General features: G+C 68.0%; 12 protein-coding genes and 1 pseudogene. 11 read left to right on the top strand and 2 right to left on the bottom strand.

Annotated features, from left to right (window positions below; all coding sequences use genetic code 11):
- Positions 1-101: 101 nt before the first annotated feature.
- From C5B99_RS17885 to C5B99_RS17860, 6 genes are all read left to right on the top strand, one after another.
- A complete protein-coding gene (locus tag C5B99_RS17885; RefSeq protein ID WP_104244597.1) occupies positions 102-683 on the top strand; it encodes a GNAT family N-acetyltransferase in 582 nt (193 codons plus the stop codon).
- A gap of 37 nt (positions 684-720) precedes the next feature.
- A complete protein-coding gene (locus C5B99_RS17880; RefSeq protein ID WP_258063551.1) occupies positions 721-1767 on the top strand; it encodes an NADPH:quinone oxidoreductase family protein in 1047 nt (348 codons plus the stop codon).
- Between the two features lie 81 nt (positions 1768-1848).
- Positions 1849-2976 carry a Gfo/Idh/MocA family protein gene (locus C5B99_RS17875; protein WP_104244593.1) on the top strand — a complete coding sequence of 376 codons (1128 nt, stop codon included), beginning with the start codon at positions 1849-1851 and terminating at the stop codon, positions 2974-2976.
- 122 nt (positions 2977-3098) lie between these two features.
- On the top strand, positions 3099-3923 hold the full coding sequence (locus C5B99_RS17870) for a PRD domain-containing protein (protein WP_104244591.1): 825 nt from the start codon (positions 3099-3101) through the stop codon (positions 3921-3923).
- A 106-nt stretch (positions 3924-4029) separates the two neighbouring features.
- Entirely contained in the window at positions 4030-5982 is a 1953-nt protein-coding gene (locus tag C5B99_RS17865) for a beta-glucoside-specific PTS transporter subunit IIABC (RefSeq protein ID WP_104244589.1), read from the top strand.
- A complete protein-coding gene (locus tag C5B99_RS17860) occupies positions 5979-7526 on the top strand; it encodes a glycoside hydrolase family 1 protein (RefSeq protein ID WP_104244587.1) in 1548 nt (515 codons plus the stop codon). The genes C5B99_RS17865 and C5B99_RS17860 overlap by 4 nt, the downstream gene beginning before the upstream one ends.
- Before the next feature lie 268 nt (positions 7527-7794).
- Here the strand turns inward: C5B99_RS17860 and C5B99_RS17855 are convergent, their stop codons facing one another.
- Together C5B99_RS17855 and C5B99_RS17850 are read right to left on the bottom strand one after the other, a co-directional pair.
- Entirely contained in the window at positions 7795-8433 is a 639-nt protein-coding gene (locus C5B99_RS17855; protein ID WP_104244585.1) for a recombinase family protein, read from the bottom strand.
- A gap of 9 nt (positions 8434-8442) precedes the next feature.
- A complete protein-coding gene (locus C5B99_RS17850) occupies positions 8443-8544 on the bottom strand; it encodes a helix-turn-helix domain-containing protein (protein WP_258063555.1) in 102 nt (33 codons plus the stop codon).
- Between C5B99_RS17850 and C5B99_RS17845 the strand changes: the two genes are divergently transcribed.
- The 5 genes and pseudogenes from C5B99_RS17845 (at position 8504) to C5B99_RS17830 (ending at position 11595) form a co-directional block, all read left to right on the top strand.
- Positions 8504-8926 carry a PadR family transcriptional regulator gene (locus tag C5B99_RS17845; protein ID WP_308471443.1) on the top strand — a complete coding sequence of 141 codons (423 nt, stop codon included), beginning with the start codon at positions 8504-8506 and terminating at the stop codon, positions 8924-8926. The two genes, C5B99_RS17850 and C5B99_RS17845, sit on opposite strands and share 41 nt — an antisense overlap.
- Positions 8927-8928: 2 nt before the next feature.
- Positions 8929-9456 (top strand): hypothetical protein, encoded by a 528-nt coding sequence (locus tag C5B99_RS17840; protein WP_258063550.1) that lies wholly within the window; start codon positions 8929-8931, stop codon positions 9454-9456.
- Positions 9457-9725: 269 nt separating this feature from the next.
- Positions 9726-9848: a hypothetical protein gene (locus tag C5B99_RS19740; protein ID WP_258063549.1), complete on the top strand. Its 123-nt coding sequence runs from the start codon at positions 9726-9728 to the stop codon at positions 9846-9848.
- 305 nt (positions 9849-10153) lie between these two features.
- Positions 10154-10313: pseudogene (locus C5B99_RS17835) on the top strand (IS110 family transposase); the annotation flags it as partial.
- Positions 10314-10353: 40 nt separating this feature from the next.
- Positions 10354-11595 carry an MFS transporter gene (locus C5B99_RS17830; RefSeq protein ID WP_104244581.1) on the top strand — a complete coding sequence of 414 codons (1242 nt, stop codon included), beginning with the start codon at positions 10354-10356 and terminating at the stop codon, positions 11593-11595.
- Positions 11596-11597: the final 2 nt, after the last annotated feature.

Below are 11597 nucleotides of genomic sequence, written 5' to 3'. Positions count from 1 at the left end.
GCACTTGGCGAACTCCCCCGACGCCAATAGCGTGGCCCGCGACACGAGGTGTTCGCGCTCAGCCGCGCACTCAGAACGCTCGCCCCGCACAAGGAGTCCCGATGAAGGTCACCACCACGACCCTGGAGATGCTCAAACAGCCCCGAGACGTGCCTCGCGCGTTTCCCGACGACATCCGCCTCGACCGTGCGGGTTCGATCTCGCCGGAGTACGCACGGTTCCTCTACGGACTCGTCGGCGGGCCATGGTTCTGGACGGAGCGGCTCGACTGGACGAGGCGCCAGTGGGTGGATGAGCTCGCGGAACTCGGCACCGAGTTCTGGATCCTCTACGGCGGCGGCAATCCGCTCGGGTACGTCCACCTTCAGCCGAAGCCATCCGACAAGGGAACCGCGGTGGAGATCCGGTACTTCGGCCTCGCCGAGGCGGCCCAGGGTCGCGGACTCGGGGGACGATTGCTCGAGCACGGCGTCCTCGCCGCGTGGACGCTGCCGGAGCGCGCCCAGCTCGCACCCGTCTCACGGCTCTGGGTGCACACCTGCACCCTCGACGGCCCGCTGGCCCTGGCGAATTACCAAGCACGTGGATTCGTGATCACCGGAACCGAGGAGACCTTCGAGGACCTCCCAGATCGACCGGTCGGGTCCTGGGTTTCCACCGGTGGGCGGGCCGCGCAGCCATGATCGCCGGACACGGGGAGAAGCGGCTAGCGTGAAACGCGTGCCGGATGCTCTGCCAGACCAGCCCACGCACGACGGGCCACGCGACCCTGCGCCCGGCCGAGCCACTCCGATGCGGGCGGTCGTGAACTCGACGGATGGCGGCCCGCACAGCTTGCAGCTCCGCGAGGTGCCGCTCCCCCACCGAGCGCCCGGTCATGTGCTCGTCGAGGTGCGGGCGGCCGGCGTCGCGTTTCCCGACGTGCTGCAGTCGCGCAGCGAGTACCAGCACCGCATCCCGACTCCGTTTGCGCTCGGCTGCGAGTTCGCGGGCATCGTCGCCGAGGCCGGCGAAGACTCCGGGTTCGCGGAGGGCGACCGGGTCTTCGGCGTCGCCAGCCATGGCGCCTTCGCCGAATACGTCGTCGCGCCGGCCGACCGGGTGCTGCCACTACCGGATTCGATCAGCTTCTTGGATGCCGCGGCGCTGCCCATCAACCTCCTGAGCGCCGACTTCGCCCTCCGCGACCGCGGGCAGGTGCGGCCAAGCGAGACCGTCCTCATCCAGGGGGCCGCTGGCGGGCTCGGCGTCGCGCTCATCCAGCAGGCGAAGCTCATCGGCGCCACCGTCATCGCCGTCGTCTCGACCGAGGAGAAAGCTGCGCTCGCACGCTCGGTCGGCGCAGACCACACCGTCTTCGCGGGCGACTTCCTCGCCGAGGTCCGCCAGCTCACCGACCACCGCGGCGTCGACGTCGTCCTCGATCCCGTCGGCGGCGACCGCTTCACCGACTCCCTGCGGTGCCTCGCGAAGCGCGGGCGCCTCGTCGTGCTCGGCTTCACCGGCGGCAGCATCCCGACCGTCAAGACCAACCGGCTGCTGCTTGGCAACATCTCCGTCGTCGGCGCGGCTTGGGAAGGGCTCATGCCCGAGTGCCTCGTGTCACTGCCCGAGCAGTGGGCGCGGCTCTCGCCCGCCGTCGAGCGCGGCGAGCTGCGCGCCTCGATCACCGCGGTCGTCCCCCTCCGCGAAGCGTCCGAGGCCGTCGCGAGCCTCGAGGAGTGCCGCGCCCGCGGCAAGGTCGTGATCGACCTCGGGCTGGAGTAAGCGGGCAGCGCGAGCTGCACCGCGGCTCACGAGACGACGCGCCCCTCGACTCACTCCCTCGCCCGATGCCAGACTCGGACGATGACCGACCCCGCCACCCCCGCGTTCGTCGCCGAACTCCCCGCCCCCATCGCCCGCCTCGCGGAGGGTGTCGAGCTGCTCGACCCGGCGGATGTTCCCCCGCTGCGCTGGGGAATCCTCGGCGCCGGCCACATCGCGCGAAGATTCGCGCACGAGGTGCCGCGTCACACCCGGTCGACGATCGCGGCGGTCGGGGCGCGCGAACTGTCGCGCGCCGAAGCCTTCGCCCAGGAGCTGGGCGTCGAGCGTGCGTACGGTTCCTACGGCGAGCTCATCGCGGATCCGAGCGTCGACGCGATCTACCTGGCAACCATCAACTCGACACACCACGAGCTCGCGCTCGCGTGCATCCGCGCAGGCAAGCCGGTGCTCGTCGAGAAGCCGTTCACGCTCAATGCCCGCGAGGCCCGCGAGGTCTTCGCCGCTGCCGAACAGCGTGGAGTGCTCGTCGTCGACGGCATGTGGACGCGGTTCCTCCCCCAGTTCACGGTGACAAGGCAGATCGCCGCCAACGGAACGCTCGGCCGCCTTGTCACCGCCCACGCGAACTTCACCGGGATCATGGATGCCCCCGTCCCGCGCATCGTGGACGTCGAGCAAGGCGGTGGCGCGCTGCTCGACATCGGCGTCTACTCGGTCGCCGCGGTCCACGACCTCATGGGCTCGCCCATCGAGGTCGCCGCGGCAGGCAACCTGCTTCCCGGGTACGCCGTCGACGGGTCCGCATCCGTCATCATGCGCACCGCGAGCGCCGTCGGCACGGCTCGGTGCAGTTTCGAGGGACGAGCCGCGTCGAGCGCGGAGTTCGTGTTCGAGCACGGCATCGTCGAACTGCCCGGGGAGTTCTTCGTTCCGGGAATGCTCCGCGTGAGCGAGTTCGACCGAGACGGGTCCGGGGAGGCCACGGACGAGTCGACCGATGGCGTCGGCGGCGCCACCGTCAGCGAGTGGGACGCGACGGTGCCAGGCGGGTTCCAGTTCGAGGCCGCCGAGTTCGCGCGCCTCCTCGCAGACGGGGCCACGCAGTCGCCCGTGATGCCCTGGCAGGCATCCATCGAGATCATGGAAGTGCTCGACCAGGCGCGAGCCGCGATCGGCGTGGTCTACCCGGGCGAGACGACCCCGTAGCCCTCCCGCTTGCCATGTCCCGAGGATGTGGTTACAGTGACAGCGGCTTGTCACTGCTTCCGCAGGCAACACCGCAGCTGTTTCGACGACGATTTCAGCAAGCGTGTTCCTAGGAGAGCAAGATGATCATTCGGCGGGTACTCAACAACAACGTTGTTGACGCGTTGGACGACTCCCTGCAGGAGGTCATCGTCTTCGGCAAGGGACTCGGGTTCCGCTCGAAGCCGGGCGAGCGCGTCGACCAGTCACTCGTCGAGAAGGTCTTCCGGCTCGAGGACGACGCCGCCAGCCGGCACTTCGCCTCCATCGTCGACTCGATCCCGGCCGAGATCCTCACCGCCACCGCCGACCTCGTCGCCCGCGCGCGCGCCGAGTTGAGCGCGAAGATCAGCGACAGCCTCTACGCGAGCCTCGCGGACCACTTCGTGTTCGCCGTGCAGCGCGCCCGCGACGGCGGCGACTTCACCGTGCCACTCGCCGTCGAGGTGCGCCGCTACTACCCGAGCGAGTACGCCTTCGCGAAGAGCGCCGTCACCGAGCTCAACTCGCGCCTCGACGTCGACCTCCCCGAGGAGGAGGCGACGAGCATCGCCCTCCACGTCATCAACGCCCAGGTCGGCGGCGCCGCCGACAGCGCGGCCCGCCTCATGGAGCTGACCCACTCGATCCTCGACATCGTGCGCCTCCACTTCGGCCTGCACTACGACGACGCCAACTCGTCGTATCTCCGCTTCGTCACCCACGTGCGCTTCTTCGCGCAGCGCGTGCTCCTCGGCGAGACCGTGCAACGCGACGACGCCGAGCTGCTGCGCATCCTCACCGAGCAGAAGCCGGCAGCGTTCTCGAGCGTCGACAAGGTGGATGCGTTCGTGAAGCGCAGCCACGGGCACGCGATGAGCGCCTCCGAGAAGGTCTACCTCGGCCTGCACATCGCGAACTTCCTCTGACACGGCACCGCCGCATCCACCCCACAGTTTTCAACACCCCAAGAATCCACCGCAGCGTGAGGGCAACCGCGTGAAGCCGGGATTCTCCCCGACCAGGAGACACCCCATGAAGTATGAGAAAGACGCCGCAGCGATCATCGCCGCGGTCGGCGGCGAAGAGAACATCTCCTCGCTCTACCACTGCGTCACCCGCCTGCGCTTCGGCCTGAAGGACAACTCGAAGGCAGATCAGGCCGCGCTCACCGCGATCGGACCCGTCGTCGGCGTCAACGACGCCGGCTCGCAGTACCAGGTCATCATCGGGAACGACGTGCCGCTGGTGCACAAGGCGATCGTCGCCGAGGTGCCGCGCCTCGCGAGCTCCGAAGAGAGCGCAGCGGATGCAACCGCCGGCACCAAGGGCGGCAAGCAGAAGCTGCACACCCGCTTCTTCGACTTCATCTCCGGCGTGTTCGCACCCATCCTCCCGGCCATCGCCGGCGCGGGCCTGCTCAAGGGTGTGCTCGCCCTTATCAACGCGTTCGGCTGGGTCGACCCGAGCTCGCAGACGTTCCTCATCTTCTCGGCCATCGCCGACGCGGTCTTCTTCTTCTTGCCGATCGTCGTCGCCGTCTCGGCAGCGCGGAAGCTCAACGCGAACCCCTACGTCGCGGCGTCCCTCGGCGCGGTCCTCGTCTACCCGGCGCTCACGACCATGCTCAGCGCCGGCGAGCCGGTCGCGCTCCTCGGGGTCACGGTCACCTCGGTCTCCTACGCGTACTCCGTCATCCCCGTGCTGCTGGGCGTCTACCTCATGTCGTGGGCTGAGCGCCTCTTCACGAAGATCATCCCGTCGTTCCTGAAGCTGACCTTCGTGCCCATGCTCACGCTCGTCACGGTCGTCCCGATCACCCTCGTCGTCCTCGGCCCGCTCGGCACCTTCGTCGGCAACGGCGTCGCCGGCGGCATCAACTGGGCGCTCGACAACGGCGGCGCACCCGCCGGCTTCGTGATCGGCGCGCTGCTTCCGCTCATCATCATGACCGGGATGCACTACGCGCTCGTCCCGTTCATCCTGCAGAACCTCGCCACCCTCGGCTACGACAAGTTCCTGCCCCTCACCTATGTGCAGACGTTCGCGACCGCCGGTGCCGTCTTCGGCGTCTTCCTCCGCGCCAAGAACGCGCAGATCAAGGCACTCTCCCTCTCGACGACCTTCACGGCCCTCATGGGCGTCACCGAGCCAGCCCTCTACGGCCTCGCGCTCCCGCTGCGCCGCCCCCTCATCGCCTCCATGGCGGGAGCCGGCGTCGGCGGCGCCATCTCGCTCGGCTTCGGCGTGCAGGCCTACGTGCTCGCCGGCAACGGCGGCCTCCCCGGCCTGCCGGGCCTCGTCGGAGCCACCTTCGGGTGGGCGATCCTCGGCATCGTCCTAGCGTTCATCGTCTCGACCGTCGTCTCCGCCATCCTCGGCATCGACGAGTCGATCCTCGCCAAGGCCTCCCAGACCGTCGCGGCGAACGAGAAGCCGGCGGCCGCAGCCACCGCAGCCAGCGCCGCCTCGACGACGGATGCACCCCTCGCGCCCTCGAGCGGCGAGCTCATCGCCTCCCCCATGGCAGGCGAGCTCATCTCCCTCGACGACGTGCCAGACAAGACGTTCTCGCAGCGTCTCGTCGGCGACGGCGCCGCCATCCGCCCGACCAGCGGTCACGTCACGTCGCCCGTCACGGGTGAAGTCGTCACCGTCTTCCCGACCAAGCACGCCGTCGCCATCCGCAGCGACCAGGGCACCGAGGTGCTCATCCACATCGGCATCGACACGGTCTCCCTGCAGGGCCGCGGCTTCGAGGCGCACGTCGCGGAAGGCGACCGCGTCACCATCGGCGACCCGCTCATCGACGTCGACCTCGACGCCGTCAGCGCCACCAACGACACCGTGACGGTCATCGTCATCACCAACCTCGGCCTGCGCTCGATCGTGCCGGGCACCCCCGGCACGCGCGGGAACGGCGACGCACTCATGCACGTCCTCTCCACCATCGACGCCAAGGCCAGCCACAAGGAGGCAACCGCATGACCCGCACCACGGAGCAGCGCACCGCAACCGACCCGAGCCCGCACGGAGCCTCCGGCGCCTTCCCCGATGGATTCCTCTGGGGAACTGCGTTCGCCGCGAACCAGGTCGAGGGTGGCTTCGACCAAGACGGCAAGGGCCTCTCGCAGGCCGACGTCATCCCCTTCCGCAAGACCGGCGACTACGTCGACATCACCTCGCTCATGAAGGCGACGGATGCGCAGATCGCCGAAGCCATCGCCACCCCGGGCGCTGCCGGCTACCCCAAGCGCTCGGCAAGCGACTTCTACAACCGCTGGGAGGGCGACGTCGAGCTCTTCGCGGAGCTCGGCCTGAAGTCACTGCGCATGTCGATCGCCTGGACGCGCATCTTCCCCAACGGCGACGACGCCCAGCCCAACGAGGAAGGCCTCCTCTTCTACGAGCGTCTCTTCACGCGCCTCCGCGAGCGCGGCATCGAACCGGTCGTCACGATGTCGCACTACGAGATGCCCCTGCACCTCGTCACCGAGTACGGCGGATGGTCGAACCGCGCCGTCGTCGGCCTCTTCGAGACGTACGCGAGGACCATCCTCACGCGGTACCGGGGACTCGTGCGCTACTGGCTCACGTTCAACGAGATCAACACGACCCTCATCGAGCCGTACACGGGCGGCGGCATCATCGAGCGCGAACCCGAGGACGGGGTCGACCCGCGCCAGGTCGGCTACCAGGCGCTGCACCACCAGTTCGTCGCGAGCGCCCTCGCCACGAAGGCCGCCCGCGAGATCGCCCCGGATGCGCAGGTCGGCTGCATGCTCGCCCGCATGGCCCACTACCCGGCCACCTCGGCGCCCGCCGACATCGTGCGGGCCCAGTGGGACAACAACATGAACCTGTTCCACACCGACGTGCAGGTGCGCGGCCGGTACTCGGGAACCGTGCGGCGCTTCTGGCGCGACACGGGCATCCACGTCGCCATGGAGCCGGGCGACGAGGCACTCCTCGCCGCCAACACGGTCGACTTCATCTCGTTCAGCTACTACATGAGCCTCGTCTCCTCCGTGAGCCCCGAGCAGTACGGCGCAACGGGCGGCAACCTGTTCTCGACGATCAAGAACCCCCACCTGCAGACCACCGAATGGGGCTGGCACCTCGACCCGGAGGGCCTGCGGTATGCGCTCAACGATCTGTGGGACCGCTACCAGGTGCCGCTGTTCATCGTCGAGAACGGCCTCGGGGCGACGGATGTGCTCGAAGGGTCCGGCGACGACCGGGCCGTGCACGACGAGTACCGGATCGACTACTTCCGCCAGCACCTGCAGCAGGTTCGGGAGGCCATCGAGGACGGCGTCGACCTGCTCGGCTACACGTCGTGGGGCGGACTCGACATCGTGAGCGCCTCCACGTCGCAGATGACGAAGCGGTACGGGGTCATCTACGTCGACCTCGACGACGAGGGCGCCGGCAGCGGCGACCGCGTGCGGAAGGACAGCTTCCACTGGTATCGGGAGCTCATCGCCTCGAACGGCGCGACGCTCGAGGCGCTGCCCGCAACCGGCGCGTAGGCAACACCGGCCGGCGATCACGGCCGTTCGTCCCGAGAGGGCCGCCATGCATGCATGGCGGCCCTCTCCTGCCGCGCGGCGTCGGCCAGCCGGGCGATACGCTCGAAGCCACGACTTCTCCCCCAATGCGCAGATTCTGTCACGCGAGAGGCCCCCGTCAAGAGCGTTCCGCGTCGCATGCGATGCGGCAAGCCGCGCCCTGGACCGCGGCCTCTCCCAGTGAGGGGCAGCAGGTATTGGGAGGACGGGCAAGAAGCGGGCAGGCCGCTTACGCGGAGAGCTGCGTGCCGTCGAGCTTGGCGTCTTCGGCGGCGCGATCGAGCGCACGCGAAACGGACGAGCTGCCGACGCCGAGCACGGTCGCGATGCGCTGGATGCTGTGCCCTTGGGCTCGCATGTTCAGCGCCTGCTCTGTGCGCTCGGGCGTCATCACGGACGGGCGACCGCCGACGCGGCCCTGGGCTCGCGCGTGCGCGAGCCCGCGCTGTGTGTTCTCCCGGATCGTGTCCACGCGGAGCTGCGCGAAAACAGCGACGATGCCGAACAATGCGCGCCCCATCGGCGTGGTCGTGTCGATGTCGGGCTCAGTGAGACTCTTGATGTTGATGCCGCGATCGTGCAGCTCACTGATGGCCTGAATGGCCATCGTCTCGCTACCCGCGATGCGGTCGAGACGGCGCACGACGAGGGTGTCACCCTCGCGCAGATAGTCGAGGCAGGCGAGCCCCTGCGGCCGCTTGGCGGTGCCCGTTCCGGCGCCGGGTCGAGTGGCCTCCAGACACTGCGGGGCCCAGCGTCGCAGAGTCCGCACCGCAACGCCGGAGTGCTCCGCAAAACGCGTCCACGGCACGCCGTCCTGGTGTTGGCGCACAAGCTCGGCTTTCTGCCGGTCGCTGAGGTGCGCCATGATCCCTTGTCAGGCCCGCTCGACGTGCTCGGCCAAGTGCCGATAGATCGTGGGCCGGGACACCCCGAACGTGTCGGTAATTTCCTGCACGGTGTGGCCGCATTCGAGAATCAGCTTGCCAGGCTCTCGCTATTCATGCTTCACTACTAGCGTGTCTCGTATACAAGCTCGACAGGATGCGCAACTGACGCGCGCAGTGCTCCCGTTGGTAGTTCTGCAACTTATCCAGCAGGAGGAGTCCTACGGGTATGAGTTGGTCGAGCGCTTGACGGCGCTCGACCTCGAAGTCAGTACGGGGTTGGTATATCCCGTCCTGAACCGGCTCGAACGGGACTCTCTCGTCACGACGTTCTCCAGGTCGTCGCCGAGTGGCCCACCTCGTAAGTACTTCGCGCTGACGGATGCAGGCGCAATTGCACTCGCGGTCGCCCGACATCAGTGGGAGCAAACTGCTACGGCCGTGTCCGAAGCCATCGAACTCGAAAGGGAATGAGCATGTCACACTTCACTCAAGCCAAACATTCGACATCCATGCGCGCATCCATCTATTTGCTTCGTCTGGACTGGCACCTCGAGGGAGTCGTCTCTGCCTCCGAGCGTAGGCGCATCCTGAGAACGCTGCGCGACGAGATTGACACGGATGGGCGGCCGGTGCAAGCGGTAATTGCCGACCTGGGTGCCCCGCGAACACTTGCAGCACGCTATGGCGAGGGAGGATGGATGCGGCCGCTCTGGTCAATCGGCACGTTGACTGCCGCGGCAGCGCTCGGCACGTACTGGGTCGCGTTCCTCTCGTTCGCCGGGGGCATGCTGGCAGTGGTGGATAGCGTTGCACCGATGAAGGCGGAGGCAACCTTCTTCTTCGTGCCCGTCAACGCGTTCTCGAATGATCAGGGCTTCGGCATTGGGTGGTCGGGGGGATGGGAATGGCTCGTCGTGCCCATCGTCATCATCGCCATCTTCCTGCTCGTCGGCGCAAGGGTCTGGCGCCTATTCCGTCGCGACAGAACGACCACCGAGTAGATCGAAGGATCAATCGGTGATGGCGGGGACAACCACCACTCCCCAAGGTCGATGACAGAGATCGGCGTCACTGCGCCGCCACGAGGCGAATTGACTCACGCATGAGACAGGACATACATCGCCGTGATCACGGCGACATCTACGGCTGTGATTCACAACGTTGACGGCGTCCGGCTCAACCTCTCCCCCACAAACGATCGTTTGCGGGGGAGCAGCTGCCGGGCCATGCTTGTGGGAACGAGCCGAGCGCGACGCCGAGGAGCAAGCTGATGACCGTCCGTCTAGACAGCCCGAAGCGGATGACCACGATCTCGTACCGCCTGCACGACGCGGCCGATTTCGAGACCTCCAAGAGCGGCTATCTCGTGCGGCCAGCGAGGGGGAAGACGTGAACCCGAGCCAGGCCTTCGACGGCCCCGACGTAGTCGTGGAGATCTTTCAAGCCGCAGTCGCGCTCGGCGAACGCGGTTCCATTGACTGACAGCAGGACGGCGGTCACTGACCGGTTCCGGCAGCGGCTCGGGCATCCAGGCTCTGGCGCTGGAGGTCAGCAGCTGACATCACTCGCCCCACAGACCCGAGCCGTCTGGTCGAAGCGGGAGCGACCCATGGCCTGCGATCTCGGTCCAGTCACCGTCATAAACGATCAGTTTCGAGCGATTGCTGAAATCCACAAGACCGCATCCGCATCACTTTCAGAGACCCAGTTTCAAGGTCGTACTACGACCGGAAACGAGCGCAAGGCAAACGCCACAACCAAGCACTCGTGAGCTCTCGCGAGACGACGCTGCGACGTTCTCTGCGCAATACTCCGAGACGGCACCATCTACCAGCCACCTATGGCTCCTGCCGCTTGACAAGACCATAGGGACCCCCCTCATCTGAAACGGACCCCAATTGCCCGCTTCCCCCCAGCGCCGCCGCTTCGCGCTGTTCGTGCTCTTCTTCCTGCCGGGCATCACGATCGCCTCCTGGGTGACCCGCACCCCCGACGTCCGGGATGCGCTCGGCGCGTCGACCGCGGAGATGGGGCTGATCCTCTTCGGCCTTTCGGTCGGGTCGATGGTCGGCATCCTCAGCTCGGGCCGGCTCGTCAGCAGGTTTGGCGCGCGCCCGGTCATCGCCGTCGGCATGACCCTCGTCGCGGCGAGCGCGCTGACGATCGGGGCGGGTGCGGCGCTGGCCTCCGGCATCGTCGTGGCCCTCGGGCTCGCCCTCTTCGGCCTCGGCATGGGCGGCGCAGAGGTGGCGCTCAACATCGAGGGGGCTGACGTGGAGCGGCAGCTCGGCAAGTCGACGCTGCCCGCCATGCACGGCTTCTTCAGCCTCGGCACCACCATCGGCGCGGTCGGCGGCATCGTCGCAACCGCCACGTCCTTCCCCATCCTGGCGCACCTCAGCATCGCCGCCGTGGTCGTCGCAGTGGGGCTCGTCGCCTCCATCCGCCTCCTTCCCCCGGCTACCGGCAGGGCGGCGCTCGAGGTGAGCACCGTCAAGGCAGATGCGCCAGCCAGCAGCCCGCTCTGGCGCGACAGGACGCTGCTGCTGATCGGCGTCATCGTGCTCGCGCTCGCCATGGCCGAGGGCAGCGCCAACGACTGGCTCCCTCTCGTCATGGTCGACGGGCACGGTTTCGACGCGGCCTGGGGCTCCGGCATCTTCGCGGTCTTCGCCCTGTCGATGACCGTCGGACGGTTCGTGGGCGGCTCGTTCGTCGACCGCTTCGGCCGGCCCGCGGTGCTGTGCGCGAGCGCGCTGATCGGCGCGGCAGGGCTCGCGCTCATCATCTTCGTCGACAACCAGGCGGTCGCTGCCTGCGCCGCGATCCTGTGGGGCCTCGGCACGGCACTCGGCTTCCCCGTGGCCCTCTCGGCCGCTGGCGCCTCGGGCGACCGGCCCGATGCGCGCGTCGCGTTCGCCGCGACGCTCGGGTACATCGCGTTCCTCGTCGGTCCACCCGCGCTCGGCTTCCTCGGCGAGGACTTCGGGCTCAGGTCCGCGCTCATCGCCGTGCTGGCCCTCGTCGCCGTGGCCGCCGTCGCGAGCTGGCTGGTCGGCCGCGGGGCACCGCGGCAGGAGGGCTCCGACGTCGCAGTCGCACCGCGATCGAGCTCCGAGAACTCGACCTCGCAGCGCTGAAG

The sequence above is a fragment of the Pseudoclavibacter sp. Z016 genome, assembly GCF_002931215.1.
In the GTDB taxonomy this organism is placed as follows: Bacteria; Actinomycetota; Actinomycetes; order Actinomycetales; family Microbacteriaceae; genus Pseudoclavibacter.
This window is presented reverse-complemented; position numbering and strand designations above follow the sequence as displayed.

What these genes read in the sequence shown, in the direction of transcription:
- C5B99_RS17885 (WP_104244597.1), top strand. Translation starts at nt 102, where the DNA reads ATGAAGGTCACCACCACGACCCTGGAGATGCTCAAACAGCCCCGAGAC.
- C5B99_RS17875 (WP_104244593.1), top strand. Translation starts at nt 1,849, where the DNA reads ATGACCGACCCCGCCACCCCCGCGTTCGTCGCCGAACTCCCCGCCCCC.
- C5B99_RS17870 (WP_104244591.1), top strand. Translation starts at nt 3,099, where the DNA reads ATGATCATTCGGCGGGTACTCAACAACAACGTTGTTGACGCGTTGGAC.
- C5B99_RS17865 (WP_104244589.1), top strand. Translation starts at nt 4,030, where the DNA reads ATGAAGTATGAGAAAGACGCCGCAGCGATCATCGCCGCGGTCGGCGGC.
- C5B99_RS17860 (WP_104244587.1), top strand. Translation starts at nt 5,979, where the DNA reads ATGACCCGCACCACGGAGCAGCGCACCGCAACCGACCCGAGCCCGCAC.
- C5B99_RS17855 (WP_104244585.1), bottom strand. Translation starts at nt 8,433, where the DNA reads ATGGCGCACCTCAGCGACCGGCAGAAAGCCGAGCTTGTGCGCCAACAC.
- C5B99_RS17840 (WP_258063550.1), top strand. Translation starts at nt 8,929, where the DNA reads ATGTCACACTTCACTCAAGCCAAACATTCGACATCCATGCGCGCATCC.
- C5B99_RS19740 (WP_258063549.1), top strand. Translation starts at nt 9,726, where the DNA reads ATGACCGTCCGTCTAGACAGCCCGAAGCGGATGACCACGATCTCGTAC.